Source organism: Cupriavidus sp. H39, from assembly GCF_050271075.1.
Classification (GTDB): Bacteria; Pseudomonadota; Gammaproteobacteria; order Burkholderiales; family Burkholderiaceae; genus Cupriavidus; species Cupriavidus necator_B.
The window spans coordinates 1,119,149-1,145,939 of record NZ_CP189848.1 but is presented as its reverse complement, the minus strand read 5'-3'; the positions used below and the strand labels follow the sequence as shown (position 1 = coordinate 1,145,939).

The 26,791-nt window shown below is 66.9% G+C and carries 28 protein-coding genes; 6 read left to right on the top strand and 22 right to left on the bottom strand.

Annotated features, from left to right (window positions below; translation table 11 throughout):
• Window positions 1–38 precede the first annotated feature (38 nt).
• The 3 genes from trmD to rpsP all read right to left on the bottom strand — a co-directional run bounded on the left by trmD (window position 39) and on the right by rpsP (window position 1,835).
• Window positions 39–821, bottom strand: a complete 783-nt coding sequence (gene trmD, locus ACOCMH_RS20730) for a tRNA (guanosine(37)-N1)-methyltransferase TrmD (RefSeq protein ID WP_427312800.1) — start codon at window positions 819–821, stop codon at window positions 39–41.
• A gap of 41 nt (window positions 822–862) precedes the next feature.
• Window positions 863–1,486 (bottom strand): ribosome maturation factor RimM, encoded by a 624-nt coding sequence (gene rimM, locus ACOCMH_RS20725; RefSeq protein WP_427313333.1) that lies wholly within the window; start codon window positions 1,484–1,486, stop codon window positions 863–865.
• A gap of 97 nt (window positions 1,487–1,583) precedes the next feature.
• A complete protein-coding gene (rpsP, locus tag ACOCMH_RS20720) occupies window positions 1,584–1,835 on the bottom strand; it encodes a 30S ribosomal protein S16 (protein WP_042884516.1) in 252 nt (83 codons plus the stop codon).
• A gap of 152 nt (window positions 1,836–1,987) precedes the next feature.
• Between rpsP and ACOCMH_RS20715 the strand changes: the two genes are divergently transcribed.
• The 4 genes from ACOCMH_RS20715 to ACOCMH_RS20700 all read left to right on the top strand — a co-directional run bounded on the left by ACOCMH_RS20715 (window position 1,988) and on the right by ACOCMH_RS20700 (window position 4,739).
• Window positions 1,988–3,109: a PQQ-dependent sugar dehydrogenase gene (locus tag ACOCMH_RS20715; RefSeq protein WP_427312799.1), complete on the top strand. Its 1,122-nt coding sequence runs from the start codon at window positions 1,988–1,990 to the stop codon at window positions 3,107–3,109.
• 153 nt (window positions 3,110–3,262) lie between these two features.
• Window positions 3,263–3,658, top strand: a complete 396-nt coding sequence (locus ACOCMH_RS20710) for a hypothetical protein (protein WP_427312798.1) — start codon at window positions 3,263–3,265, stop codon at window positions 3,656–3,658.
• Between the two features lie 284 nt (window positions 3,659–3,942).
• The gene (locus ACOCMH_RS20705) at window positions 3,943–4,101 is read left to right on the top strand and encodes a hypothetical protein (protein WP_427312797.1); all 159 of its coding nucleotides are present in this window, start codon (window positions 3,943–3,945) and stop codon (window positions 4,099–4,101) included.
• Window positions 4,102–4,247: 146 nt separating this feature from the next.
• Complete coding sequence (locus tag ACOCMH_RS20700) at window positions 4,248–4,739, top strand: NINE protein (protein ID WP_427312796.1); 492 nt, start codon at window positions 4,248–4,250, stop codon at window positions 4,737–4,739.
• A gap of 319 nt (window positions 4,740–5,058) precedes the next feature.
• Here ACOCMH_RS20700 and ACOCMH_RS20695 read toward each other — a convergent pair whose 3' ends face one another.
• Together ACOCMH_RS20695 and ACOCMH_RS20690 are read right to left on the bottom strand one after the other, a co-directional pair.
• Window positions 5,059–6,291, bottom strand: a complete 1,233-nt coding sequence (locus ACOCMH_RS20695) for a PA0069 family radical SAM protein (protein ID WP_427313332.1) — start codon at window positions 6,289–6,291, stop codon at window positions 5,059–5,061.
• 11 nt (window positions 6,292–6,302) lie between these two features.
• Window positions 6,303–6,806 carry an Lrp/AsnC ligand binding domain-containing protein gene (locus ACOCMH_RS20690; RefSeq protein WP_012352108.1) on the bottom strand — a complete coding sequence of 168 codons (504 nt, stop codon included), beginning with the start codon at window positions 6,804–6,806 and terminating at the stop codon, window positions 6,303–6,305.
• Window positions 6,807–6,914: 108 nt separating this feature from the next.
• Between ACOCMH_RS20690 and ACOCMH_RS20685 the strand changes: the two genes are divergently transcribed.
• Entirely contained in the window at window positions 6,915–8,219 is a 1,305-nt protein-coding gene (locus tag ACOCMH_RS20685) for a D-amino acid dehydrogenase (RefSeq protein WP_427312795.1), read from the top strand.
• A gap of 76 nt (window positions 8,220–8,295) precedes the next feature.
• Here the strand turns inward: ACOCMH_RS20685 and ACOCMH_RS20680 are convergent, their stop codons facing one another.
• From ACOCMH_RS20680 to ACOCMH_RS20645, 8 genes are all read right to left on the bottom strand, one after another.
• Window positions 8,296–10,080: an acyl-CoA dehydrogenase gene (locus ACOCMH_RS20680; protein WP_427312794.1), complete on the bottom strand. Its 1,785-nt coding sequence runs from the start codon at window positions 10,078–10,080 to the stop codon at window positions 8,296–8,298.
• 109 nt (window positions 10,081–10,189) lie between these two features.
• Complete coding sequence (locus ACOCMH_RS20675) at window positions 10,190–11,125, bottom strand: electron transfer flavoprotein subunit alpha/FixB family protein (protein ID WP_427312793.1); 936 nt, start codon at window positions 11,123–11,125, stop codon at window positions 10,190–10,192.
• A gap of 18 nt (window positions 11,126–11,143) precedes the next feature.
• Window positions 11,144–11,893 carry an electron transfer flavoprotein subunit beta/FixA family protein gene (locus ACOCMH_RS20670; RefSeq protein ID WP_114132304.1) on the bottom strand — a complete coding sequence of 250 codons (750 nt, stop codon included), beginning with the start codon at window positions 11,891–11,893 and terminating at the stop codon, window positions 11,144–11,146.
• Between the two features lie 219 nt (window positions 11,894–12,112).
• Complete coding sequence (locus tag ACOCMH_RS20665) at window positions 12,113–12,910, bottom strand: MetQ/NlpA family ABC transporter substrate-binding protein (RefSeq protein ID WP_427312792.1); 798 nt, start codon at window positions 12,908–12,910, stop codon at window positions 12,113–12,115.
• A 32-nt stretch (window positions 12,911–12,942) separates the two neighbouring features.
• Window positions 12,943–13,596 (bottom strand): methionine ABC transporter permease, encoded by a 654-nt coding sequence (locus ACOCMH_RS20660; protein WP_171516394.1) that lies wholly within the window; start codon window positions 13,594–13,596, stop codon window positions 12,943–12,945.
• Entirely contained in the window at window positions 13,586–14,620 is a 1,035-nt protein-coding gene (locus ACOCMH_RS20655) for a methionine ABC transporter ATP-binding protein (RefSeq protein ID WP_427312791.1), read from the bottom strand. The genes ACOCMH_RS20660 and ACOCMH_RS20655 overlap by 11 nt, the downstream gene beginning before the upstream one ends.
• Window positions 14,621–14,784: 164 nt before the next feature.
• Complete coding sequence (locus ACOCMH_RS20650; protein WP_427312790.1) at window positions 14,785–15,588, bottom strand: enoyl-CoA hydratase; 804 nt, start codon at window positions 15,586–15,588, stop codon at window positions 14,785–14,787.
• Window positions 15,589–15,600: 12 nt separating this feature from the next.
• A complete protein-coding gene (locus tag ACOCMH_RS20645) occupies window positions 15,601–16,524 on the bottom strand; it encodes a histone deacetylase family protein (protein WP_427312789.1) in 924 nt (307 codons plus the stop codon).
• A 170-nt stretch (window positions 16,525–16,694) separates the two neighbouring features.
• Here ACOCMH_RS20645 and mltB point away from each other — a divergent pair, with 170 nt between their 5' ends.
• Complete coding sequence (mltB, locus tag ACOCMH_RS20640; protein WP_427312788.1) at window positions 16,695–17,801, top strand: lytic murein transglycosylase B; 1,107 nt, start codon at window positions 16,695–16,697, stop codon at window positions 17,799–17,801.
• Window positions 17,802–17,869: 68 nt separating this feature from the next.
• On the opposite strand, the gene cysM is transcribed toward mltB, so the two are convergent.
• The 9 genes from cysM to ACOCMH_RS20595 form a co-directional block, all read right to left on the bottom strand.
• Window positions 17,870–18,772, bottom strand: a complete 903-nt coding sequence (gene cysM, locus ACOCMH_RS20635; RefSeq protein ID WP_427312787.1) for a cysteine synthase CysM — start codon at window positions 18,770–18,772, stop codon at window positions 17,870–17,872.
• Window positions 18,773–18,909: 137 nt separating this feature from the next.
• Window positions 18,910–20,211 carry a solute carrier family 23 protein gene (locus tag ACOCMH_RS20630; RefSeq protein WP_427312786.1) on the bottom strand — a complete coding sequence of 434 codons (1,302 nt, stop codon included), beginning with the start codon at window positions 20,209–20,211 and terminating at the stop codon, window positions 18,910–18,912.
• 235 nt (window positions 20,212–20,446) lie between these two features.
• Window positions 20,447–20,845 carry a ComEA family DNA-binding protein gene (locus ACOCMH_RS20625; protein ID WP_427312785.1) on the bottom strand — a complete coding sequence of 133 codons (399 nt, stop codon included), beginning with the start codon at window positions 20,843–20,845 and terminating at the stop codon, window positions 20,447–20,449.
• A 170-nt stretch (window positions 20,846–21,015) separates the two neighbouring features.
• Window positions 21,016–22,011, bottom strand: coding sequence for an ADP-glyceromanno-heptose 6-epimerase (gene rfaD / locus ACOCMH_RS20620; RefSeq protein ID WP_171516402.1), 996 nt, complete (start codon window positions 22,009–22,011; stop codon window positions 21,016–21,018).
• Between the two features lie 27 nt (window positions 22,012–22,038).
• Complete coding sequence (gene rfaE1, locus ACOCMH_RS20615) at window positions 22,039–22,986, bottom strand: D-glycero-beta-D-manno-heptose-7-phosphate kinase (protein WP_427312784.1); 948 nt, start codon at window positions 22,984–22,986, stop codon at window positions 22,039–22,041.
• Between the two features lie 80 nt (window positions 22,987–23,066).
• Window positions 23,067–24,458, bottom strand: coding sequence for a UDP-glucose dehydrogenase family protein (locus tag ACOCMH_RS20610; protein WP_427312783.1), 1,392 nt, complete (start codon window positions 24,456–24,458; stop codon window positions 23,067–23,069).
• 34 nt (window positions 24,459–24,492) lie between these two features.
• Window positions 24,493–25,725: a lipopolysaccharide assembly protein LapB gene (gene lapB, locus ACOCMH_RS20605; protein ID WP_171516405.1), complete on the bottom strand. Its 1,233-nt coding sequence runs from the start codon at window positions 25,723–25,725 to the stop codon at window positions 24,493–24,495.
• Between the two features lie 3 nt (window positions 25,726–25,728).
• Window positions 25,729–26,070 carry a lipopolysaccharide assembly protein LapA domain-containing protein gene (locus ACOCMH_RS20600; RefSeq protein WP_427312782.1) on the bottom strand — a complete coding sequence of 114 codons (342 nt, stop codon included), beginning with the start codon at window positions 26,068–26,070 and terminating at the stop codon, window positions 25,729–25,731.
• Between the two features lie 282 nt (window positions 26,071–26,352).
• A complete protein-coding gene (locus ACOCMH_RS20595; RefSeq protein WP_171516407.1) occupies window positions 26,353–26,772 on the bottom strand; it encodes an integration host factor subunit beta in 420 nt (139 codons plus the stop codon).
• Window positions 26,773–26,791: the final 19 nt, after the last annotated feature.

The window sequence follows — 26,791 nt, the reverse complement described above, 5'->3', positions numbered from 1 at the left end:
GCCCCAGGATGACCCGGGCCCCGGCAGAGGATGGGGTTTTACCTGGCGGGAGTTTCCCCCCGCCCTTCCTTCGCCGCCCATTCCGACAGGAATTTCTCGTCGGCGCGGGACAGCAAACCTTGTTCGCGGGCCGCCTCGATCAGGTCGGGGCGCTTGCTCGCGGTATTGGCCAGCGCCTGCTGGCGCCGCCATTTTTCAATCTCGGCATGATGGCCCCCGAGCAGGATGTCGGGGACCCGCACGCCTTCATATTCTTCCGGCCGGGTGTAATGCGGGCAATCCAGCAGGCCATTGACGAAGCTGTCCTGCACCGCCGACTGCGCATCGCCCAGCACGCCGGGCAGGTGGCGCACCACCGCGTCGATCAGCGCCATCGCCGGCAGTTCGCCGCCCGACAGCACAAAATCGCCGAGGCTGATTTCCTCGTCCACGCGACGGTCGATCAGCCGCTGGTCGATGGCCTCGTAGCGGCCGCACAACAACACCAGCCCCGGCCGCTGGGCCAGCTCCATGACCTTGGCATGCGTCAGCGTCTTGCCCTGCGGCGACATCAGCACTACATGCGGTGTCGATACGCCGGCTTGCGTCTGCGCCGCCACCGCGGCATCGATCGCGTCATCCAGCGGCTTGGCCAGCATCACCATGCCGGGGCCGCCGCCATACGGCCGGTCATCGATGGTGCGGTAGTTGTCGACCGTGAAATCGCGCGGATTCCAGCTGCGCAACGCATACCGCTGCTGCTTGGCGGCACGGCTGGTGATGCCCCAGTCGGTCAGCGCGCGAAACATCTCGGGAAACAGCGTGATCACATCGAACTGCATCCGCTCTCTCCCATCCTCATCCCGCACCAACGCGGCACCGCTCAGTAATCGAGCCCCCAATCCACCACGATGCGCCTGCCCGCGGTATCCACCGTGCGCAGGAACGCGTCGACAAACGGAATCAGCCGTTCGCCGGCCTTGCCGTCAGGCTGCACGAAGGCAACCTGCAGGATCTGGTGGGCACCGTTGTCGATCAGCCCGGACACCTCGCCCAGCAACTCGCCTTGCTCGTTGCTGACGCTGCAGCCGATCAGGTCGACCCAGTAGAACTCATCGTCTTCCGGCGCCGGAAAATCCGCGCGCCGGATCCACACGCGCCGACCACGCAGCGCTTCCGCAAGATTGCGGTCGGCCACGCCGGAGGCTTGCGCCACGACGGTGCCGCTGTGCTCGCGCGACTGCGCGATCTTCACGCAGACGGGCTGGGCCCGCGCCGAATCGGCCACTACCAGCCCCGCCTGCGGCGGCGCCAGCAGCCACCAGCGGCGGGCATGCAGCAGCGCCGAAGCATCGTCGGCATGCGGCTGGACCTTGATCCAGCCACGGATGCCGTACGCTGCGCCGACGTAGCCAACCTCCACCAGGTCCTCTGGCAGGGGCTCGGCATACAGCAGCGCCGCGGGCAGCTTCAGCGCCTTGGCTGGCTCGCCCTGCGGCCGGTTCAATGGCCGGGCAGCGCCCTGCTTTGGGTCAGTCACGTGTGCGCGTGTACCAATGCAAACGCGCCCCGCCGGCTACGGCAGGGCGCGTTGCAGGCGACAATCAGGCGGCAGCCTTGGCGCCTTGCTTGACCAGGCGGGCAACGGTCGGCGACAGCTGGGCGCCAACACCTTGCCAGTAGGCCAGGCGGTCTTGCGCCAGGCGCAGGCCTTCTTCACCTTCGGTTGCCAGCGGGTTGTAGAAACCAACGCGCTCGATGAAACGACCATCGCGACGGTTGCGAGAGTCGGTGGCAACGATGTTGAAGAACGGGCGCTTCTTGCTGCCGCCGCGAGCCAGACGGATAACGACCATGGAATGATTCCTCAGAAAACGGGGTGTTCAAGGGCGTTCGAACACGAAACGCAAGAGTATAGCCCAATTCCCGAGGCCAAACAAACACTTAGGCGGTTGACGCGTGAACGCGGCGCAGGCATCGTGGCAAAAACCGCGACAGGAGGCCTCACATGCGTCCCGCTCTGCACTTCATGGCTTGCATCGTACCGCGTATGCTACTCCTGGTCATGGCACTGGGAAGCCAGCCCGCCCTGGCCGCGCTGCCGCTGGACCAACTGCGCCTGCCGCCCGGCTTCCGCATCGAGGTACTGACCGACGACGTGCCGGGCGCGCGCGCCATGGCGATGTCGCCGTCCGGCACGCTCTTCGTGGGATCCGGCGGCGAAGGCAAGCTCTATGCGGTCAGCGATGCGCTCGGCACGCGCCCGCGGGTGCGCACCGTGGCCACCGGATTGCGCAATCCGCTTGGCGTCGCATTCCATGACGGCAGCCTTTATGCGTCCTCGGTATCGAAGATCGTGCGGCTCGACCAGATCGAGGCCCGCCTGGACCAGCCGCCCGCACCCACGGTGGTGAGCGACCGTTTCCCCTCGGACGGTCACCACGGCGGCAAATTCATTGGCTTCGGCCCTGACGGCTACCTGTACGTGGCCACCGGCGCGCCCTGCAACGTCTGCGCCCCCGACGAAAGCCGCTATGCCAACATCGCCCGGATGAAGCCCGACGGCACCGGCCTGCAGGTGGTGGCGCGCGGCGTGCGCAACACCGTCGGCTTCGACTGGCACCCCGCCACGCGCGAACTATGGTTTACCGACAACGGCCGCGACCGCATGGGCGACGATGTGCCCGACGACGAACTGAACCGCGTCACCGCATCCGGCCAGCATTTCGGCTACCCGTATTGCCATGCCGGCAACGTCGCCGATCCGGAATATGGCAGCAAGCGGCCCTGCTCCGAGTTCGTGCCGCCCGTGGCGCGGCTGGGCGCGCATGTCGCCGCGCTGGGCATGCGCTTTTACACCGGCACGCAATTCCCGACGGACTACCGCAACAACGTCTTCATTGCCGAACATGGCAGCTGGGACCGCAGCGAGCCTTCCGGCTACCGCGTGGTCCGCGTGGTGCTGGACGGCGCCGGCAAGGCCGTGCGCCAGGAGGTCTTCGCACAGGGCTGGCTGCGCGGCGGCAGGCCCTGGGGTCGGCCAGCCGATGTCCTGGTCGCGCCGGACGGTTCGCTGCTGGTCAGCGACGACCATGCCGGGGCGATCTACCGCATCCGCTACCAGCCCTGAATCTGGCTGAAAGCCCCGCGTGACGCGGCTTTGTGCAAGCGAAACAATCCGTTACACCGGTAACGGGATTGGCATAGGCGCCCCGATGCCCCATGCGTACCATGAACCCATCTTCCAACAGCAACACAGCGCGACAGGATCCTGGGAATCTGCATGCTCACCCGCTCTCTCCTGCGCGACCTGGTGGCTGGCATCCTGGTGGCCTCGGGCCTGGTCGGCGCGGTAGCCACCAGCCATGCCCAGGTCGCGTTCTGGCAACAAGTCCGTGCCGACGGCCGGCCCGCCCGGATGCAGGCAGGCGATGGCTGGCAAATGGCCAGCGTGCGGGCCGAAAGCCGTGAACACGTGCAGGCGCAGATCGACCGCATGGAGGCGCGCGCCAGGGCCGACGACCGCCTTAGCGGCCGCCGCGCCGCGCTAGCCGGCAACCGCGACGACAATCGCGGCCGCGGCCAGGAGCGCAACCCCGCCAATGAAGCCCGTAACGAACCCCGTCAGGGGCCGGCCGGTCCCGGCTGGCAGGCGCGCGGCCGCGACAACGGCCGCTGATCGCCGCTGACACTGCTGCGGCGGCCATCCCCCAGCGGCTCCCTGAACCAGCGTTCCGCGCCCTGCGGAACTCCCCCCCGCCCGACCTGTCTCTACTTAAGTGTGTGCCCCGATTCCGGGCCGCGCGCACTGGCTGCCGCCCGGCGCTGTCCGGGGCTCACAGCGTGCCGTCTTGTGCAGACGGCAATCGAACTGACCTGCCTCTGCCCGACACCTCCTGCCGGACCCGACCAAGACAGCCCGGGCGCAGCCTCCAGAATGACAATAATTCTGTGAGGTTTGTCATGTCACCCCTGCTTAGCGACCTGGCCGAACATGCGGGCCAGCTATCGCTGTCCATCCTCTTCATGGGCATCCTGACCCTGGTTCTCTACAGCGAAACCCATATCAGCGAGCACGCCTCGGCGTTTATCCGCAGTCTGCTCGCCGGCGGCTGGCATTAGCGCCGCTGCCTGCGCCTTTTGACGCACCTCCCTTCCTTGCGCTGACTGCCGGCGTACAATGTGGGCCGGCTGGTACCCGTGTGCCGCCGCCTCTGCGCCGGCGCACCGCCGGCCTGCGTTCCTAGGCCAGCAACCTGAACCCGAACATGCCCGCAGCCACATCAGCCCGCCACGCCTCTCCGCTCGCCGCGCCGTCCGCGCGCGGCAAATCGAAGCTGTTGACCGTGGCGCTGGCCTTCCTGTTCGGCAGCCTGGGCGCGCACCGCTTCTACCTGGGCGGCCTGCGCGACCGGTATGGCTGGGCGCACTTGCTGGCGCTGCTGGCGGGCGCTATCGGCGTGGCCTCGATGGCCACCGGCGCGGGTACGCCGGCATTGAACTGGACCTTTGCCGTAGCCGGCGGCATTTCCGTCATCAGCGCCTTCCTGGCCGCGATCGTCTACGGGCTGCGCCCGGACGACAAATGGGATGCCCGCTTCAAGCCGCACGGCACACCCACGCGTTCGGGCTGGCCGGTGGTGATCCTGGTGATCCTGTCGCTGCTGATCGGCACCGGCCTGCTGATGGCGGGGCTGGCCATCAGCTTCCAGACCTTCTTCGAAGCGCAGGTCGAGGCCGCGCGCGAACTGTCGCAATAGGCCTGTGCCGGCTGGCTCCCGTCTTGAGCATCGTTTGTGCGTGATCAAGGCGGCCGCAATCGTCGGTTCCCCTTTCTGCCAATTCGCCCATACTGGTAGAGCCGTCCGATCCTGGCGGCGCGACGCGCGGCGAGGCCATGCCCCGGCAGCGCAAAGGAGCAAGAATCGACATGCCAAGCTATGAGGAAGGACGCCTGGCGGCGATCGCCGTCCGGCTGGCGCTGTCCTCTGGACTGCCGCCATCGAGCGCCAAGGCCGCGCTGGAACTCGCCAGCAGCATGATCGGCGACCAGCTGGCCACTGCGGCTGCTCTGAAGACTCAGAAAAGCGAACCCTGCGGATCGTCCTTGCCGCTGGGGCCCGCCGCGGGCGGGCGGAACCTCGAAGTATCCAGTTCAAACCGGTTGTAGCGGAAGCCGAGCCGTTCGGCGGCCTTGTAGAAGCGCTGGCGCAGCAAGTCCGCCCACACGCCGGTCCCGCGCATGCGCGTGGCAAAGCTCGCATCGTAGGCTTTGCCTTCGCGCATGTCCCGCACGCGGTTCATGACGCGTTCGGCACGGTCGGGGAAGTGCGCCTGCAGCCATTCCTCGAACAGCGGCCGCACCTCCCACGGCAGCCGCAACACAATGTAGTTCGCATAGACGGCGCCCGCCTCGCGCGCCGCTTCCAGCACACGCTCCAGGTCCGGCTCGGTGATGAAGGGGATCACCGGGGCGATGCTGACCCCGACCGGGATACCCGCGTCGGTCAGCGTGCGAATGGTGCGCAGCCGCCGCGACGGCGTTGCCGCGCGCGGCTCCAGCGTGCGCGCGATGCCGGCATCGAGCGTGGTGATGGTGAGCGCCGCCACCGCCAGCCGCTTGGCCGCCATCGGCGCAAGCAGGTCGATATCGCGCTCGATCAATGACGACTTGGTGATCAGCGCCACCGGGTGGTCGCATTCATGCAAGACTTCCAGCAGGCTGCGCGTGATGCGCTGCTCGCGCTCGATCGGCTGGTACGCGTCGGTGTTGACGCCCAGCGCGATGGTCTCGCAGCGATATGACGGCCGCGCCAGCGCTTCGCGCAGGCGTTGGGCGGCATTGGTCTTGGCATACAGCTGGGTTTCGAAGTCCAGCCCCGGCGACAGGTCGAGGTAGGCGTGCGTCGGCCGGGCAAAGCAATAGATGCAGCCGTGCTCGCAGCCGCGGTAGGGATTGAGCGAAACGTCGAACGGGACATCAGGCGAGGCGTTGCGCGTCAGCACCGAACGGGCCCGCTCGAGATGGACTTCGGTGCGCAGCGGCGGCAGCGGCGCGTCGTCCGTGGCCGGTACGGCCTCGGGTGTCGTCGCGGTTTCATCCGGGACCGGACCCCAGCCATCGTCGAACGCTTCGCGCTGGTCGCGCTCGAAACGCCCCTGCAGGTTGCTGACGGCCCCGCGGCCTTTGCGCGCCACGGGCGGCCGCGCGCCTGCCGGCGGCGCCTGCAGTTCCGGGTCGGCCTCGCGCCGCGTCGTGCCACTGGCAACGGGCCGGGCGGTGGGCTTGGGTTTTGGCGGGGGGCGCTCCATGCTGGCCTTCGTCACGCTGCCTGGCTCTTCTCCTCGACCGAGATCGCCAGTGTCTCCTTGATCTCTTCCATCACGACATAGCTCTTCGACTGCGCGGCACCTGGGAGCTGCAGCAGGATATCGCCCAGCAACCGCCGGTACTCGCCGATCTCGCGGATGCGCGCCTTGATCAGGTAGTCGAAATCGCCCGAGACCAAGTGGCATTCCAGCACTTCCGGGATGCGCAGCACCTCGCGGCGGAACTGCTCGAACATATTGCCCGACTTGTTGCCCAGCGAGATCTCGACGAACACCAGCAGTGCGCTGCCCAGCAGCGCCGGGTTCAGCCGCGCGTAGTAGCCCATGATGACACCATCGCGCTCCAGGCGCTTGACGCGCTCGATGCAGGGCGTGATGGTCAGCCCGACTGCCTCGGCCAGGTCTTTCATCGACATCCTGCCGTCGCTCTGCAGCGCAGTCAGGATCTTGCGGTCGAGCCGGTCAAGCGTGCGCTGGGGCTGGCGACTCGTTCTCATGAGTTTTTCCTGTTTTCCGGATAAATTCGGTAACTATGACTGGATTGCATTCAATAGTATAGAGACAAATCCTCTATCTCGTAGTCATCGCAGTTGGAGCCCCCGAACATGCGCGTTCTCGTACTTGGCAGTGGCGTGATTGGCGTCACCAGTGCGTGGTATCTGGCCAAGGCTGGTCATGAAGTGACCGTGGTCGATCGCGAGGCTGGTCCCGCGCTCGGCACCAGCTTTGCCAATGCGGGCCAGATCTCGCCGGGCTATGCGTCGCCCTGGGCCGCGCCCGGCGTGCCGCTCAAGGCGATCAAGTGGATGTTCCAGGAACACGCGCCGCTCAGCATCCGTCCGGACGGCACCCTGTTCCAGCTCCAATGGATGTGGCAGATGCTGCTGAACTGCAGCGCCGGGCGCTACGCCGTCAACAAGGAACGCATGGTGCGGCTGGCCGAGTACAGCCGCGACTGCATCCGCGCGCTGCGCGCGGAAACCGGCATTGCCTACGAGGGCCGCCAGCAAGGCACGCTGCAGGTGTTCCGCACCGACGAGCAGCTGCAAGGCGCGGCCAAGGACATCGCGGTGCTGGAACAAGCCGGGGTGCCCTACCAGTTGCTTTCGCGCGACGAACTCGCCGCGAGCGAACCGGCGCTGGCCGCCGTCCGCCACAAGCTGGCCGGCGGCCTGCGCCTTCCCAATGACGAAACCGGCGACTGCGCGCTGTTTACGCAACGCCTCGCTGGCATGGCCGGCACGCTGGGAGTCCGGTTCCTGTACAACCGCTCGATCGACGGTCTGATGAGCCAGGGTGACGCCGTCACCGGCGCCGTGGTCGACGGCGAGCCGATGGCGGCCGACCTGGTGGTCGTGGCGCTGGGCAGCTGGTCAACGCAGCTGGTCAAACCCTTCCTGCGCGGCATGTCCAACCTGCCGGTGTATCCGCTCAAGGGCTTCTCGATCACCGTGCCGCTCAGCGATGCCTCGCGTGCCCCGGTATCGACGGTGCTGGACGAGACCTACAAGGTTGCGCTGACCCGCTTCGACGACCGCATCCGCGTGGGCGGCATGGCGCAGATCGTCGGCTATGACCGCAGCCTCGACGCGGCCAAGCGCCGCACGCTCGAGCATGTGGTGACCGACCTGTTCCCGGGCGCCGGCGATGTCAGCCAGGCCACCTTCTGGACCGGGCTGCGCCCCATGACCCCCGACGGCACGCCCATCGTCGGCCCGACCCAGGTGCGCGGCCTGTGGCTGAACACCGGCCACGGCACGCTCGGCTGGACCATGGCGTGCGGCTCGGGCAAGCTGCTGTCGGACCTGGTGTCGGGCAAGTCGCCGGCGATCCGCGCCGACGACCTGTCGGTCCACCGCTACCTGAAGCCGGCGCGCCATCACCTGGCGCCGCGCCCGGCAGCCGCCTGAGACAGCACCATCCCGGCCTGAAAAAAAGGGCGACCCGGCAGGGTCGCCCTTCTTGCATGCGCAAGGCGCGTGCCGCTCAGAACTGCTCGGCGCTCAACGCATTTGCCGGCGCTCCGCCGCTTACCACCGCATCGCGCAAGGCCGATGCCTGCGACAGGATATGCTCGGCAAAGAAATGCGCGGTCGCGATCTTGGCGTCGTGGAAGGCCGGATCCTCGGCTCGCTTTGCGTCCGCAGCCAGCATCGCGCGGCCGAACTGCCAGCCGGAGAACACGATGCCGCACAGCTTCAGGTAAGGCACGCTGCCGGCAAAGACCGCGTTCGGATCCGATTTGGCATTGGCCACCACGAACTCCACCACCGCTTCCAGCGCGGCGCGGCCCCTGGCCAACTGCGCCTGCACCGCGGTGAACGCGGCACCGCCGTGCTGGCCCAGCGCGGCCTCGGTCTCGGCGATCTGCGCGCAGATCGCGCGCGCCACCGCGCCGCCATCGCGCACGGTCTTGCGGCCAATCAGGTCATTGGCCTGGATCGCCGTGGTGCCTTCGTAGATGGGCAGGATGCGTGCGTCGCGGTAGTGCTGCGCCGCGCCGGTTTCCTCGATAAAGCCCATGCCGCCATGCACCTGCACGCCGAGGCTGGTGACATCGATCGACAGCTCGGTGCTCCAGCCCTTGACCACCGGCACCATGAACTCGTAGAACGCCTGGCTCTGCCTGCGCACGGCTTCGTCGGGATGCTGGTGTGCCGCGTCGCAGGCGGCCGCGGCCACGTACGCCACCGCGCGCGCGCCTTCGGTCAGCGCGCGCATGGTCATCAGCATGCGCTTGACGTCGGGATGGTGGATGATGGTCACCGCCTCGCGCGCCGAGCCATCGACCGGGCGGCTCTGCACGCGCTCGCGCGCAAACGCCACCGCCTGCTGGTAGGCGCGCTCGGACACCGCGATGCCCTGCATGCCGACCGAGAAGCGCGCCGAGTTCATCATGATGAACATGTACTCCAGGCCGCGGTTCTCTTCGCCAACCAGCGTGCCGATCGCGCCGCCATGGTCGCCGAACTGCAGCACCGCCGTGGGGCTGGCCTTGATGCCCAGCTTGTGCTCGATCGAGACGCAATGCACGTCGTTGCGCTCGCCGGTGCTGCCATCGGCATTGACCAGGAACTTCGGCACGATAAACAGCGAGATGCCCTTCACGCCCTCGGGCGCAGTGGGCGTGCGCGCCAGCACGAGATGGACGATGTTCTGTGCCATGTCATGCTCACCGTAGGTGATGAAGATCTTGGTGCCGAACACCTTGTAGGTGCCGTCGGCCTGCGGCTCGGCCCGGGTGCGCACCGCGGCCAGGTCCGAACCGGCCTGCGGCTCGGTCAGGTTCATGGTGCCGGTCCACTCGCCGGAAATCAGCTTGGGCAGGAAGGTGGCCTTCTGTGCGTCGGAACCGGCCGTCAGCAGCGCCTCGATGGCACCGTCGGTCAGCAGCGGGCACAGCGCGAACGACAGGTTCGCGGTGTTCAGCATCTCGTTGCACGCCGTGGCGACCAGCTTGGGCAGTCCCTGGCCGCCAAATTCCTGCGGATGCAGCACGCCCTGCCAGCCACCCTCGCCGAACTGGCGGAAGGCCTCCTTGAAACCCGGCGTGGTGGTGACCACGCCATCCTTCCAGCTGCTCGGGTCCAGGTCGCCAGCGCGGTTCAGCGGCGCCACCACCTGTTCGTTGAACTTGGCCGCCTCGTCGAGCACGGCCTCGGCCGTCTCGGGAGTGGCTTCCTCGAAGCCCGGCAGCTGGCTGACGGCCTCAAGGCCTGCCAGCTCGTTCATGACGAACAGCATGTCGTTGATCGGCGCACGGTAGGTCATCGATGTCTCCCAACATGTATGAAAAAGCCGTTCGCGGGTTGCCCCCGGAACGGCTAGTTATTTGCTACCTGCGGCTATCCGTGCCGGCCGCGTCGCGGCCGGCGAGGCATCAGCCCAGTGCTGCCACGAGTTCCGGCACCACGGTGTTCAGGTCGCCCACCAGGCCGTAGTCGGCCACGGAGAAGATCGGCGCCTCGGCATCCTTGTTGATCGCGACGATCACCTTGGAGTCCTTCATGCCGGCCAGGTGCTGGATCGCGCCCGAGATACCGACGGCGATATACAGCTGCGGCGCGACGATCTTGCCGGTCTGGCCGACCTGGTAGTCGTTCGGCACGAAGCCGGCGTCCACGGCGGCGCGCGAAGCGCCCAGCGCGGCGTTCAGCTTGTCGGCCAGCGGCGTCAGCACCTTGGTGTAGTTTTCGCCCGAACCCACGCCACGGCCACCGGAAACGATGATCTTGGCGGCGGTCAGTTCGGGGCGGTCGCTCTTGGCCACTTCGCGCGAAACGAATTGCGAAACGCCCGCGTCGGCCACGGCCGGCAGGGTCTCGACGGCGGCCGAGCCACCTTCTGCAGCGGCGGCGTCAAAGGCGGTGCCGCGCACGGTGATGACCTTGATCTTGTCTTCCGACTTGACCGTGGCGATGGCGTTGCCGGCGTAGATCGGGCGCTCGAAGGTGTCCGGGGCGTCGACCTTGGAGATTTCCGAGATCTGGGCCACGTCCAGCTTGGCGGCCACGCGCGGCAGGATGTTCTTGCCGTACGGGGTGGCCGGTGCCAGGATGTGCGAGTAGTCGTTGGCGATGGCCAGCGCCTGCTCGGCCACGTTCTCGGCCAGGCCGTCGCCAAAGTAGGCGGCGTCGGCCAGCAGGACCTTGGTCACGCCGGCGATCTTGGCGGCGGCATCGGCCGCGGCCTTGGCGTTGGCGCCCGCCACCAGCACGTGCACGTCGCCGCCGCATTCGGCAGCGGCAGTCACGGTGTTCAGCGTGGCGGCCTTGATGGATTGATTGTCGTGTTCAGCAATGACGAGTGCAGTCATGTTATTTCTCCCCCGCGCTCAGATAACCTTGGCTTCGTTCTTCAGCTTCTGCACCAGCGTCGCAACGTCCGGCACCATCACACCCGCGCTGCGCTTGGCAGGCTCGACCACCTTCAGGGTCGACAGGCGCGGCTTGACGTCGACGCCGAGGTCTTCCGGCTTGACGATATCGAGCTGCTTCTTCTTGGCCTTCATGATGTTGGGCAGCGTGACGTAGCGCGGCTCGTTCAGGCGCAGGTCGGTCGTGACCACGGCCGGCAGCTTGAGCGACAGCGTTTCCAGGCCGCCGTCGACTTCACGCGTGACCGATGCCTTGCCGTCGGCCACCACCACCTTCGAGGCGAACGTGGCTTGCGGCAGGCCGGCCAGCGCGGCCACCATCTGGCCGGTCTGGTTGGAGTCGTCGTCGATGGCCTGCTTGCCCAGGATCACCAGTTGCGGCTGTTCCTTGTCGATCAGCGCCTTCAGCAGCTTGGCCACGGCCAGCGGTTGCAGGTCTTCGGTCGATTCCACCAGGATGCCGCGGTCGGCACCGATGGCCATCGCGGTGCGCAGGGTTTCCTGGCACTGCGTGACGCCGCACGAGACGGCGATCACTTCGGTGGCAACGCCGGCTTCCTTCAGGCGCACGGCCTCTTCCACGGCGATTTCGTCGAAGGGGTTCATGCTCATCTTGACGTTGGCCAGATCGACGCCCGAGCCGTCCGCCTTGACGCGGACCTTGACGTTGTAATCCACCACCCGCTTGACTGCGACGAGTACTTTCATGCGCTCACTCCACTGATAGCTGATAGTCAGAAATTTTGTTCGCTCGTCATTATAACCACCGGGTTGGCGGCTCTCCTGTTTTTCGAACGATCGTACTATTTTATCGGCAAAATGATGCCGGGCATAGGCCCGGCATCGCTTTATCCGTCCGCCGATTGTGCCGCAAACCCGCGTTGGGCGGCATCGTCTAATTGGATGAAAGGCTCAAGTGACGGCGGCTTACCAGGCGGTGATGACCGAGTCCTTGAAGGTCGATGTGACGTATTGCTTGATTTCCGGTGAATGGTAGGCCTTCACCAGCTTGGCCACCCAAGGCTTGTTCTTGTCCGCCTCGCGGATCGCGATCAGGTTGGCGTACGGGCCCTTCGGACCTTCGATGGCAATCGCGTCCTTGGTAGGCGACAGGCCCGCGGACTCGGCATAGTTGCCGTTGATGGCGGCGGCGTCCAGGTCATCCAGCGAGCGCGGCAGCTGGGCGGCGTCGAGTTCGACAATGCGGAGCTTCTTCGGATTTTCGACGATGTCCAGCGGCGTAGCCTTAAGGCCGGCGTTGGGCTTGAGCTTGATCACGCCCTTGCTCTGCAGCAGCAACAGCCCGCGGCCGCCGTTGGTGGGATCGTTGGGCACGCCCACGCGCGCGCCCTGCTTGAGCTGGTCGAGCGACTTGATCTTCTTCGAATACACGCCCATCGGGAACGTGACCGTGTAGGCGATATGCGTGAACTTGTAGCCGCGATCCTTGATCTGGGCTTCCAGGTACGGCAGGTGCTGGTAGCTGTTGGCATCCAGGTCGCCGGCGGCGAGCGCGGCATTGGGCTGGATGTAGTCGCTGAACTCGACCACCTGGATGTTGAGGCCGTCCTTGGCGGCGACCTTCTTCACCTGTTCCATGATCTGGGCGTGCGGGCCGCCGGTGACGCCGATCTTGATCGGCTTTTCCTGGGCGATCGCGCCGGTGGCCAGCGAGGCGCCGAGCGCGGCGCCGAGCATCCATTGCAGCAGGTTGCGACGTTGCATGATGTACGTTCCTCTTTCGAAAAAGGTTGGGTTCAACGGTGGCTGATGCGCCGGACCAGCCAGTCGCCGAAGCTCTGCACCGCCTGCACAAAGACAATCAGGATCACCACCACCGCCACCATCACCTCGGTGATGTAGCGCTGGTAGCCGTAGCGGATGCCCAGGTCGCCCAGCCCGCCGCCGCCGATGGCGCCGGCCATGGCGGAGTAGCCGACCAAGCTGACGAAGGTGATGGTCAGGCCGGCGACGATGCCGGGCATGGCCTCGGGCAGCAGCACCTTCCAGACGATCTGGCCGGTGGTGGCGCCCATCGACTGGGCGGCCTCGACCAGGCCCTTGTCGACCTCGCGCAGCGCGCTTTCCACCAGGCGTGCGATAAACGGGATCGCCGCGATGGTCAGCGGCACGATCGCCGCGGTGGTGCCGATCGACGAACCGACAATAAAGCGCGTGAACGGGATCACCACCACCAGCAGGATGATGAACGGGATCGAACGCACCGCGTTGACCACCACGCCGATGGTGCGGTTGAACAGCGGGTGCGACAGCACGCCGCCGCGGTTGGTCAGGTGCAGCAGCACGCCCAGCGGCACGCCCAGCAGCGCGCCGACCACGCCCGAGATCGCCACCATCAGCAGGGTCTCGTTGAACGAGGTCAGGAACAGGTCAAACATTTCAGACCACATGCTCGAACTCCTCCACCACGACGCCTTGCGCCTGCAGGTATTCCATCGCCGCCTTCACGTCCGCCAGTTCACCGGTGGCCATGATCGCCAGCGAGCCGAAGGCCTGGCCCTGGATCTCGTCGATATGGCCGTGCAGGATATTGAAGTCCAGCCCGTAGCGGCGAATCGCCTGCGCCAGCACCGGCTGGTCGACGCCCTCGCCGGTGAACGCCAGGCGGTAGACGTGGTCGCGGCCGTTGCCGAGCCGGCTTTCCACGCGCTTGAGCACGCTCGCCGGCAGTTCCTGCGAGATGACATCGCCGATCATGGCGCGCGTGACCTCGTGCTGCGGGCGCAGGAAAACGTCGATCACGCGCCCGGTCTCCACTACCTCGCCGGCCTCGAGCACGGCCACGCGGTCACAGACCTGCTTGATGACTTCCATCTGGTGCGTGATCATCACGATGGTCAGGCCCAGCTCGCGGTTGATCTGCTTGAGCAGGTCCAGGATGGAGCGGGTGGTTTCCGGGTCCAGCGCGGATGTGGCCTCGTCCGACAGCAGCACCTTGGGCTTGCTCGCCAGCGCGCGCGCAATGCCCACGCGCTGCTTCTGCCCGCCGCTGATCTGCGCGGGGTAGCGGTCCTTCAATGCCGACAGGCCGACCAGGTCCAGCAGCGGCAGCACGGTGGCGGCGATCTCGGCCCTGGGCTTGCCGGCAAGCTCCAGCGGCAGTGCCACGTTCTCGTACACGGTGCGCGACGACAGCAGGTTGAAGTGCTGGAAGATCATGCCGATCTCGCGGCGAGCCAGGCGCAGCGCGCTGCTGTCCAGCGCCGTCAGGTCCTGGCCGGCGACCACCACGCGGCCACTGGTGGGCCGGTTCAGCAGGTTGATGGCGCGTACCAGCGTGCTCTTGCCGGCGCCGCTGCGGCCGATGATGCCGAAGACTTCGCCCGCCGCAATCGACAGGCTGACCTCCCGCAATGCATGCACGTCGCCAGACGCGCCCGGGAAGCGCTGCGACAGTCCTTGCAGTTCGATCATGGAAAGGTGACCAAAAGAAAACGGCAACAGGCGAGGGATCTCCAGCGCTGTTGCCGCTCGTTATTTTTCTGAAGCGCGTATTTTATGCGATTCGCTTCATACCATAAACGACTTTTTACCGATGTCTTTATGCGTTCCCGGCATATAAAGAGCCGCTAAGTCGCTCAGGAGGCACGCCACGTGGGCGGCCGCTTGTCGATGAAGGCCTGCACCCCCTCCAGCGCCGCGTCGTCCATCATGTTGCAGGCCATGGTCTGCCCGGCAAGCTGGTAGGCCGCCTCGATGCCCATCTCGAGCTGGCGGTAGAACAGCCCCTTGCCGGCGGCGACGGCCGCGGCCGGCTTGGCGCAGATGCTGGCGGCGAGCCGGGCCACTTCGGCATCCAGCTCGCCTGCCGGCACCACCCGGTTGACCAGGCCGCGCTCGCGGGCACTGGCGGCATCGATCATGTCGCCGGTCAGCAGCATCTCCATGGCCTGCTTGCGGTGCAGGTTGCGCGACAGCGCCACGCCCGGCGTCGAACAGAACAGCCCCAGGTTGACGCCCGACACGGCAAAGCGCGCATCGTCCGCGGCCACCGCCAGGTCGCACATCGCCACCAGCTGGCAGCCGGCTGCGGTGGCGATGCCCTGCACCCGTGCGATCACCGGCTGCGGCATCCGCTGGATCGCCATCATCATGCGCGTGCAGCGGTCGAACAGACCCCGGTAGTAATCGTGCGACGGCGCGGCGCGCATCTCGCGCAGGTCGTGCCCGGCGCAGAAGGCCTTGCCGGCGCCTGCCAGCACCACCACGCGCACGCTGTCGTCGGCGGCCAACCGGCGCAGCGCGTCGGTGAGCGCATCGAGCAGGCCTTCAGACAAGGCGTTGAACGCCTGCGGCCGGGTCATGGTCAGGCGCGCCACGCCGGCGGCGTCGCGCGATTCAGTCAGCAGCGGCGCGTCGACGCGCGCATCGTTCTCGGCCATGGCGGCGGTCTCCTAATGCTCCAGCAGCACCTTCAGGTGGGCCAGCACGCTGCGGCCCAGCGCGCTGAGGTTGTAGCCGCCCTCCAGGCAGCTGACGATGCGGCCCTGCGCATGGGTGCGCGCCACGTCGACGAGCTGGCCGGTGATCCAGGCGTAGTCCTGCTCCACCAGGCCCATCTGGCCCAGGTCGTCCTCGCGGTGCGCGTCGAAGCCGGCAGAGATGAACAGCATCTGCGGGCGGAATTCATTGAGGCGCGGCAGCCAGATGGTCTCGACCACTTCGCGCACCGCCATGCCGTTGGAATAGGCCGGCAGCGGGATGTTGACCATGTTCGGCGCCAGGTGCTCGGTGCCGCTGTAGGGATAGAACGGGTGCTGGAAGATGCTGCACATCATTACGCGCTCGTCGCCGCGGAACGCCGCCTCGGTGCCGTTGCCGTGGTGCACGTCGAAGTCGATGATCGCCACGCGCTCCAGCCCGTGCGCCTGCAGCGCATGGCGCGCGGCAATGGCCACGTTGTTGTAGAAGCAGAAGCCCATGGCGCGGTCGGGTTCGGCGTGGTGGCCGGGCGGGCGCACGCAGCAGAACGCGTTTTCGAACTCGCCGGCGATTACCGCATCGGTGGCGGCCACGGCCGCGCCGGCAGCCAGCGTGGCGGCGGCGAGGGTGTGGGGGTTCATCGAGGTGTCCGGGTCGATCGCGTGGTAGCCGCTGGACGGGCTGGCGCTTTCGAGCGCGTCGACATGCTCGGGCCGGTGTACGCGCTCGAGCTGTTCGCGCGTCGCGGGCGGCGCCTCGCGGCGCTCCAGCAGCCCGTCCAGGCCATGCGAAATCAGGTGATCCTCGATCGCCTGCAGGCGCTCCGGACATTCGGGATGGAAATGCCCCATCTCGTGCCGCTGGAACTCGGGGTGCGTGTAATAGCCGGTCGGCATCTCTTATCGTCGCAATGGGTCGCAATGCGTCGCCATGTTGTCTCCAAACGTTACGTTAGCACAGGCAAGGCCGTGCCACCCAGTGGCGCCAGCGCACCATGCCGGGACCGCGCGCGAGGCGGAGGCCGCGGTGGCATCCGCTATACTCGGTGCGACTTGCAAAGGACACCATGACCGACACCCAGCGCTCACTGCGACGCCCCCTGCTGGGCGCCGCGCTTTCCGCTGCCGCACTCGGACTCTGCGGCCTCTCCCCCAGCCTGCTCGCCGCCGGCAAACGCCGCGTCAGCGTGCGCGAGGAAGAAATCGAACCCGGCCGCTACCGCGACAACCCGCAAGCGCGTGCCTTTATCGACGAGATGGTGGCGCGCCACGGCTTTGACCGCGGCATGCTGCAAGACTGGTTCGCACAGGCGGTCTACTCGGCCACCGTGGTACGGCTGATCATGCCGCCCGCCACCACCGGCCGCAAAAGCTGGCGCACCTACCGCTCGCGCTTCATCGAGCCGATCCGCATCAACGCGGGCGTGCGCTTCTGGCAGGACAATCGCGACACGCTGCGTCGCGCCGAAACCGAGTTCGGCGTGCCGGCCTCGGTCATCGTCGGCATCATCGGCGTGGAAACCATCTACGGGCGCGACATGGGCACCTTCCGCGTGCTCGATTCGCTATCGACGCTGGCGTTCGACTACCCGGCTACGCCCAACCGCGAAGCCCGCAGCACGCTGTTCCGCAACCAGCTGGCCGACTTCCTGGTGTGGTGCCGCGACACGCGCACCGACGTCTACTCGGTGCTGGGCTCGTATGCCGGCGCCATCGGCATTCCGCAGTTCATGCCGACCAGCCTGCGCGAATACGCCATCGATTACGACAACAACGGCCACGTCGACCTGCGCAACAGTCCCACCGACGCCATCGGCAGCGTGGCGCGCTTTCTGCAATTGCATGGCTGGGAGCCGGGCCGCCCGGTGGTGTGGCGCATCGCCGATGACGCGGGCAGTCTCGGTGTCGCCACCGCGGCGGCCGATGGCGAGCCGTGGCCGGCCCGCACCGTCAATCAGCTGACCCGCGCCGGGCTGCGCGTGGACGAGCCCATCAACCTTGCGCGCGAAGGCGAAACCGGCGTGCTGGTGGTGGACCTGCCCACACCCGACCAGCCCACCGAATACCTGCTGGGCCTGCGCAATTTCTATGTGCTGACGCGGTACAACCGCAGCTTCTTCTATGCGCTGGCGGTGTACCAGCTGGGCGAGGCGGTCAAGGCGGCAATGGGCTGAGGCGGCACGGCCAAAGCACAAAGGCCTCGCATGCGCGAGGCCTTTGTTTTCTCCGGGCCGCCTGCGGATCAGGCCGGAAACACGCCGGTCGACAGATAGCGGTCGCCGCGGTCGCACACCACGAAGACGATGGTGGCGTTCTCGACTTCCTCGGCAACGCGCAGCGCCACGCACAGTGCGCCGGCCGCGGAAATGCCGCAGAAGATGCCTTCTTCGGACGCCATGCGGCGCGCCATGTGCTCGGCATCGCTCTGGCTGACCGGCTCGGTGCGGTCGATGAAGCTGGGGTCGTAGATCTTGGGCAGATAGGCTTCCGGCCACTTGCGGATACCCGGGATGCGCGAGCCTTCGGCCGGCTGCGCGCCAACGATCTGGATCTCGGGATTGCGCTCCTTCAGGAAGCGCGACACCCCGGTGATGGTGCCGGTGGTGCCCATTGCCGAAACGAAGTGGGTGATGCGGCCATCGGTATCGCGCCAGATCTCGGGGCCGGTGCCCTCGTAGTGCGCCTGCGGGTTGTCCGGATTGGCGAACTGGTCGAGGATCACCCCCTTGCCGTCGCGCTCCATGGCATCGGCCAGGTCACGGGCATACTCCATGCCGCCCTTGACCGGGGTCAGGATGATTTCGGCGCCGTAGGCCGCCATGCTCTGGCGGCGCTCGAGGCTCAGGTCCTCGGGCATGATCAGCACCATCTTGTAGCCGCGGATGGCGGCTGCCATGGCCAGCGCGATGCCGGTGTTGCCCGACGTCGCTTCGATCAGCGTATCGCCCGGCTTGATGCGTCCGCGCGCTTCGGCCCGGGCGATCATCGATACCGCCGGACGGTCCTTGACGGACCCGGCGGGGTTGTTGCCTTCGAGCTTGCCGAGGATCACATTGCCGCGCGCGTCGTTGGCGGCGCCGGGGATGCGCTGCAGTCTGACCAGCGGCGTATTGCCGATGGTGTCTTCAATTGTCTTGTAGGCCATGGGGCGAAGGAAGGTCGCAAACGGGGGATGCCGGGGGGCTTCCAATTTGCCGGCCATTGTAATCCAGACCCCTATCCCGCGCCGGCAGGCGGGATTTGCGCTGTGCCCGCCCGCTGCCTGCACTCATGTACGGTGACTCAACCTTCTTCGCGGTTGCCTTCTCCCAGCAGGTGGTACAGCAGGATGCAGCCGAAGGTGGCGGTGCCGATGCCCCCCAGCGTCATGCCGCCCAGTTTCAGCGTCAGGTCGCCGGCCGCCACCGTCAGCGTGGCGCCAACCGTAATCAGGTTGCGCGAGCTGGAGAAATCCACCTTGTTCTGCACCCAGATCCGGCCCGCCGTGGCTGCGATCAGGCCGAACACGACAATGGTCAGCCCGCCGATCACCGGCCCCGGGATGGTGAGGATCAATGCGCCGAACTTGGGCGAGAAGCCCAGTAGGATGGCTACAGCGGCCGCGACCACGAAGATCAGCGTCGAATAGATCCGGGTGACCGCCATTACCCCCATGTTTTCGGCATAGGTGGTCACGCCGGTGCCGCCGCCGCTGGCCGACAACATGGTGGCGATGCCGTCGCCGATAAAGGCGCGGCCGATGTAGGGATCCAGGTTGCGGCCGGTCATCACGCCGATGGCCTTGATATGGCCGAGGTTCTCGGCCACCAGCACGATCGCCACCGGGGCGATCAGCAGCATCGCGTTGAGTTCGAAGGTCGGCGCGGTGAACGCCGGCAGGCCGAACCAGCTGGCGGCGGCCACGCCGGAAAAATCGATCGGCTTGCCCAGGCCCATCACATTGGTGCCCAGGTAGTAGGCGAGATAACCGGCCACGCCGCCGATCAGCACCGGCAGGCGCCCGATCATGCCGGGCGCGCGTACCGCGACCAGCCCCACCGCGACCACGGTCAGCAGCCCCACCCAGGTATCCAGCGCCGCACCGCTGACCGCCTTGACCGCCACCGGCGCCAGGTTCAGCCCGATCGCCGCGACAATGGCGCCGGTCACTACCGGCGGCATCAGCTTTTCCACCCAGGCATAGCCCACCGCCTGCACGATCAGGCCGATCACGGTGTACAGCGCTCCCGCGGCAATGATGCCGCCCAGCGCCACCGGGATATTGAGGTTGGGGCCGCTGCCGGCATAGCCGGTGGCGGCGATCACCACGGCAATGAAGGCGAAGCTGGAACCCAGGTAGCTGGGCACGCGGCCGCGCACGCACAGGAAGAAAATCAGCGTGCCGATGCCGGAAAACAGGATGGCGATATTCGGGTTGAAGCCCATCAGGATCGGCGCGATGGCGGTCGAGCCGAACATCGCCACCACATGCTGGATCCCGGCCAGCAGTGTCTGCCCCGCGGGCAGCCGCTCGTCCGGGCCGATCACGCCCCCGGTCTTGAGCCGCCATTGCGGCAGGAATCCCGCGTCCTCGCCATTCGCCATATTGTCTTGCTCCCTGTGGTCCGGGCTGGCCGCCGGATCGGCGGCCGCCGCGCTTGTGCCTGGTTGTTAGGTTGTGGATGCCGGTGGGCAGCCGTGCGGCAGGTCCTGCCTGCGCGGCGTCCGCATGATACTCCGCCGCCACGGGGGCTGCGAAGCCGGCAATTTTTAGCACAACGCATACCAGCAACCACGCACCCGGCCGCAGCACGACCGGGCACAGGGCAGCGCGGTCTGGCTAGCGGGCCGGCTTTGCCGGTGCGGGCGCGGGCGCCTTTGCGCCTTTTGCGGGCGCTGGCGTGGCCGGCGGCGCAGCGGAGGGCGCGGCAGCGGGCGCGCCCTTGCCGGCGATGGTCAGGCCGGCATCCTGCAGCTTGGCCACGGACTTCGGCCCGATGCCGCTGACGCGCTCGGCCAGGTCGGCGGCGTCCTTGTACGGCCCGCGCTTGTTTCGCTCCTCGACGATGTGGCGGGCCGTGGCCGGCCCCACCCCCTTGACCGAGGTCAGCGCCGCTTCGTCCGCGGTGTTGACGTCGACTGCGGCACGCGCGGTGCCGCCGGCAAGCAGGCAGAGGGTTGCCGCGAGGGAGATCAGGGAAAAACGCCGGGCAAGCTGCCGGATCCAGTGCATGGCCATGAAGGCTCTCCTTTCCTGTGGATGGTCTGAGGTACCACCCCCGCCGGGGTGGCGAGGTCAGGTCAGGATAGGGGCGCGTCGCGAGCGCGGCGCATGCGGCAACAAAAGTTGACACCGGCCGCACGAAATCGTGTCAGCCGGGATCAGGGATGGCGCAATGCCGCGGGCGTTCAGCCGTTGCGCTCCAGCAGCCAGCGGCAGTAGCGCGCCACGCCTTCCTCGACGCTCAGGAAGCGTTCGCCGTAGCCCGCGCCACGCAGCTTGGACACATCCGACTGCGTGAAGCACTGGTACTTGCCCCGCAACGCGTCGGGAAACTTGACGTACTCGACCAGCCCTTCCTGCACCAGGTCGTCCAGCGACAGGGGAGGCTTGCCTTCGGCTTCGCGCAGCGTGTTGACCACGGTGGCGGCGATGTCGTTGAACGGCTGGGCGCGGCCGGTGCCGAGGTTGAAGATGCCGGACTTCTCGGGATGGTCGAAGAAGTACAGGTTGACCTTGACCACGTCCTCCACCGAGATGAAGTCGCGGCTCTGCATGCCGGGACCATAGCCGCCGTATTCGCCGAACAGCTTCACCGTGCCGTCGGCGCGGAACTGGTTGAAGTTGTGGAACGCCACCGAGGCCATGCGGCCCTTGTGCGTTTCGCGCGGGCCGTACACGTTGAAGTAACGGAAGCCAACGATCTGCGACAGCGCCGACGGCAGCCGGCGCCGCACGATCTGGTCGAACAGGAACTTGGAATAGCCGTACACGTTGAGCGGACGCTCGAACTCGCGGTCTTCGCGGAACACCTGCGAGGCCCCGTAGGTGGCCGCCGACGACGCATACAGGAACTGCGCGCCCTGCTCCAGGCAGCTCTCCATCAGCGACAGCGTGTAGCGGTAGTTGTTCTCCATCATGTAGCGGCCATCGGTCTCCATGGTGTCGGAGCACGCGCCTTCATGGAACACCGCGCGCACCTTGCCGAACTCGCCGCGGGCAAAGCGCGCAAGGAAGTCCTGCTTGTCCAGGTAATCGGAGATCTCGCAGTCGACCAGGTTGTGGAACTTGTCGGCGCGGGTCAGGTTGTCGACGGCGATGACATGGGTCTCGCCGCGGTCGTTCAGGCCCTTGACGAGATTGCTGCCGATAAAACCCGCGGCACCGGTGACGATGATGGTCATGGTCGGATCAAAAGAGGGCGCCGCGCCTCAGGTAGCGGCGCCGAACAATTCAGGATAAGTGACGACGGCGGTGCCCAGCTTGCCGACCACGATGCCGCCGGCGCGATTGGCATGCTGCACGGCTTCCTTGAGCGGCACGCCGGCACCCATCATGGTGGCGAGCGTGGCGATCACGGTGTCGCCCGCACCGGATACATCATAGACCTCGCGGGCCTGGGCGGAGACATGCAGCACTTCGGCTTCGGTATAGAGCGTCATGCCCTCTTCCGAGCGCGTCAGCAGCAGCGCTTCGAGCTGCAGCGCGCGGCGCAGGTTCTGCGCGCGGATGGTCAGGTCGGCCTCGGTCTTCCAGGCCCCGACCACGGCGCGCATTTCAGCGCGGTTGGGGGTGATCAGCGTAGCGCCGCGGTAGCGCGAGTAGTCGTCGCCCTTGGGATCGACCAGCACCTTGCGGCCGGCCGAGCGGCCGGCGTCGATCATGCGCGTGACATGGGTCAGCCCGCCCTTGCCGTAGTCGGACAGCACCAGCACCTGGTAATCGTTGACCAGGCTCTGGAACCGGTCCTGTACCGCGAGCAGCACTTCGTGCGCCGGCGTGTTCTCGAAATCCACGCGCAGCAACTGCTGCTGGTGCGCCACCACGCGCAGCTTGATGGTGGTGTTGATCTTGGCATCGCGGTGCAGGTAGGGCTGCACGTGGCTCTCGGCCAGCAGTGCCTCGAGCGTGCGCGCCGGCTCGTCGTCGCCGACCACGCCCAGCATGCCGACGCGCGCGCCCAGCGCCGCGGCGTTGCGGGCCACGTTAGCGGCGCCGCCCAGGCGCTCGTCGCTGCGCTTGACCTGCACCACCGGTACCGGCGCTTCGGGCGAAATGCGCTCGACGTCGCCGAACCAATAGCGGTCCAGCATCATGTCGCCGACCACCAGGATATGGGACTGCCGGATCTGCTCCTGCGGAATGACGGTCTTGTTCATGAAGATCCTTGGCAAGATCGCGGCGGCAGCGGCCACCGCGTTAGCTTATCGGTTGATGAGTCGGTTGACCCGCCAGCGCCTCATTCGTTCGCCGCCGGCGCTGCCGTGCGGGTCGGGCGGCCGATGGCGTGGTATTCCACGCCGCTCTCGCGCATCGCCTCGGGCTCATACAGATTGCGTCCATCAAAGATCACCGGCGACTTCAGCCGCCGCTTGATCTGCCCGAAATCCGGGCTGCGGAACACCTTCCATTCGGTCACGATCGCCAGCGCATCGGCGCCGTCGAGCGCATCCATCTGGTGCTGGTGGAAGCTCACGCGCGCCGCACCCCCCGGCACGTCGGCCAGATCGGCGTCCAGCACCCGGCGCGCCTCGGCCATCGACACCGGGTCATGCACGCGCAGCGACGCGCCGCGCGCAACCAGCTCGCGCGCCAGCACGCGCGACGGCGCCTCGCGCATGTCGTCGGTATTGGGCTTGAACGCCAGGCCCCAGACCGCAAAGACGCGGCCGGTCAGGTCCTCGCCGAAGCGGCGCACGATCTTTTCGCCAAGCACGCGCTTCTGCGCGCCGTTGACCGCTTCCACCGCTTCCAGCACGCGCATCGGCTTGCCATGGTCGGCGGCGGTGCGCATCAGCGCCTGCACGTCCTTGGGGAAGCACGAGCCGCCATAGCCCGCGCCGGCATACAGGAAACTGTAGCCGATGCGCGGGTCCGAGCCGATGCCCATGCGCACCAGTTCGATATCGGCGCCGACTTCGTCGGCCAGGTTGGCGAGCTCGTTCATGAACGAGATGCGCGTGGCCAGCATCGAATTGGCAGCGTACTTGGTGAACTCGGCCGAACGCACGTCCATGTAGAAAGTGCGCTCGTGATGGCGGTTGAACGGCGCGTACAGCTGCCGCATGGTGGCCTGCGCATGGCGGCCGGCGGCGTCGGCATTGCAACCCAGCACGATGCGGTCGGGGCGCATGAAGTCTTCGACCGCGGCGCCCTCTTTCAGGAACTCGGGGTTCGACACCACCGAGAACTGCAGGTCTTCCAGACCGCGCGCGGCCAGTTCCTCGCGGATGGCGGCGGTGACGCGGTCGCCGGTGCCGACCGGCACGGTCGACTTGTCGACCACAACCTTGAAGCCGGTCATGTAGCGGCCGATATTGCGCGCCGCCGCCAGCACGTACTTGAGGTCGGCCGAGCCGTCCTCGTCCGGCGGCGTGCCCACGGCGATGAACTGCACGTCGGCATGCTCGACGCTGGCGGCCACATCCGTGGAAAAGGTCAGGCGGCCGGCCTCGCGGTTGCGCTGGATCAGTTCCTGCAGGCCCGGCTCGTAGATCGGCACGCCGCCGGCGTTGAGCAACGCGATCTTCTGTTCGTCCAGGTCCAGGCAGAACACGTCGTTGCCCTGCTCGGCGAGGCAGGCGCCGGTGACGAGACCCACGTAACCGCTGCCGATAATGGTGACTTTCATAGCTTCAATTCAAACGTTGCACCGGCCAGCGGGATCAGCCGAGGGTTTCGGAACGCCGCGGGGCATAGGTTTCCCAGCGGTTGCAACCGGGGCACTGCCAGTAGAACAGCCGGGCGCGGAAACCGCATTCGCGGCAGGTATAGCGCGCCAGGTTGCGCGTGCGCAGTTGCAGCAGGTCGCGGATGGCGGTGGTTTCCTTCGCCTCGTCGCCGTCATCCGCGCCGTCGGCCTGGCCAGCCGCAGCGGCGACCACCGCGGTTTGGGTGGCGGGCGCGGCGGCGGCCACTGCCGCCTGCGCCTCGAAATACTTGGTCAGCGCCAGCAGCGTGGGCTGACGGCGCAGCTGTTCGCGCATCAGGCCGGCCGCGGCTTCGGGACCATTCACATCCAGCTCGGCCTTGTACGCAGTGTCGAGCACCTCGGGCGCGAGCTTGCCCTTGAGCAGGCCCCGCAGCCATTCCAGCGCCGCGCCTTGCTCGTCCAGCGCGGCATAGGCCTTGACCACACGCTCGGCCACCAGCGGCAGGAATGATGCGTCCTGCTGCTCGATGCCGAGCCAGTGTCCCAGCGCCGCGCGTGCATCGCCAGCCGCCGCGGCCACGTCGCCCAGCAGGATCGGCGCGCGCACGTTGGCGGGATTCTCGGCGACGGCCTGGTTCAGCCATTTCACCGCGTCTTCCGGGCGCTTGCGCTGCAGCGCGTCCTGCGCCAGCTCGCAGCAGAACTGCGCGATCTGCAGGCTGTAGCTCTTCTGCTCGAGCGTCTGCAGCTCACGCGCGGCATCGATCGCCTTCTGCCACTCCTTTTCCACTTCATAGAGCTCGAGCAGCACGCGCTTGGCCGATGCCGCATAGGGGCCCGACATCAGCCGGCGCAGCGATTCCTCGGCACGGTCCAGCAGGCCCGCCCGCAGGTAGTCTTCGCCCAGTTCAAACAGCGCATGCTCGCGCTCGGGCTCCGGCAAATCGGGGCGCGTGGCCAGGTTCTGGTGCACGCGGATGGCGCGCTCGGTTTCGCCGCGGCGCCGGAACAGCGCGCCCAGCGCAAAGTGCAGTTCGGTGGTTTCCGGGTCCAGCCGGGCGACTTCGACAAAGGCGTCGATGGCCTGGTCGGGCTGCTCGTTGAGCAGGAAATTGAGTCCCTTGAAGTAGGAGCGCGGCAAGGCGCCCTGCTCGCTGATCAGCTGGCGCACGTCGAAGCGCGCCGCCATCCAGCCAAGGCCAAAGACAAGTGGCAGCGCCAGCAGCCACCAGGTTTCGAACATCATGGATCAGACTTTCGGGCCGACTACGTTATAGGGAGACTTGCCTTCGCGCGGCATCGGGGCGGTGCTTGCCGACGCCGGCGATGGCGCCGCCGTTGATGCCCTGGCGTCCGCGGCGGCCCGGCGCAGCTTCGCCAGTTCCAGGCGCTGGCGCATCAGCCCCGGCGCCACCGCTGCCAGCGCGGCCACCGCACCGAGCGCAAACGCGGCAAACAGGATCAGGATCAGCGGCGCATGCCAGACGGCATTGAAGAACAGCTGCAGCGAGGCTTCTGCGGTATTGCGCAGCGCCAGCACGAACAGCAGCACGAATACGACGATGCGGACGATCCAGGCAAACAGTTTCATGCGGGTAGGCGGCGAGGCAGCGTGACGTTGGGGCGGGCAAGCACAGAGACAGCGGCTATAGACGCCCTGTGCAAGGCCCGGCAAAGACCCCGGCATTGTAACGGAATCACTTCACCGATTCGGTAACGTGGCAGTAACGGCGTCCCGGCTCTCGCCTCGCAGGCGTCGAAGGCCGGTCTTGCAGGCGATGCCGCCTGCCGCCGCAGTTCGCATGGATAAAAAAAAGCGCCCCAAAGGGCGCTTTTTTTGACAATACAGCGACAGGCAGTCAGTCTGGTGCAGTCAGGAGCGAATGAAATCCAGTCCGCTCTCATGCAAACCCGTCGGCGCGGCGGGTGCCGCGCCCTGGCTTATCTTGCCCGGCAGGGCTTGCGCCGTGCCACCGGAATGGCCGTTGCCATTGGCGCCCGCAGGCGCCGGCTGGCTGCGGTCAACCCGTTCGCGCAATTCCTTGCCCGCCTTGAAGTGCGGTACCCGTTTTTCAGGCACCAGCACCCTCTCGCCGGACTTGGGATTGCGCCCCACGCGAGGCGGACGCTTGTTCAGACCAAAACTGCCGAATCCGCGGATCTCGATGCGGTGCCCGTCGGCCAACGCTTCGGACATCGCGTCGAGTATCGTTTTCACCGAGATGTCCGCATCCCGCAGCAGCAGCTGGGGGAAGCGGGCAGCCAGTTTTTCGACAAGCTCCGACTTGGTCATGGGCATACGCGCAAGCGCG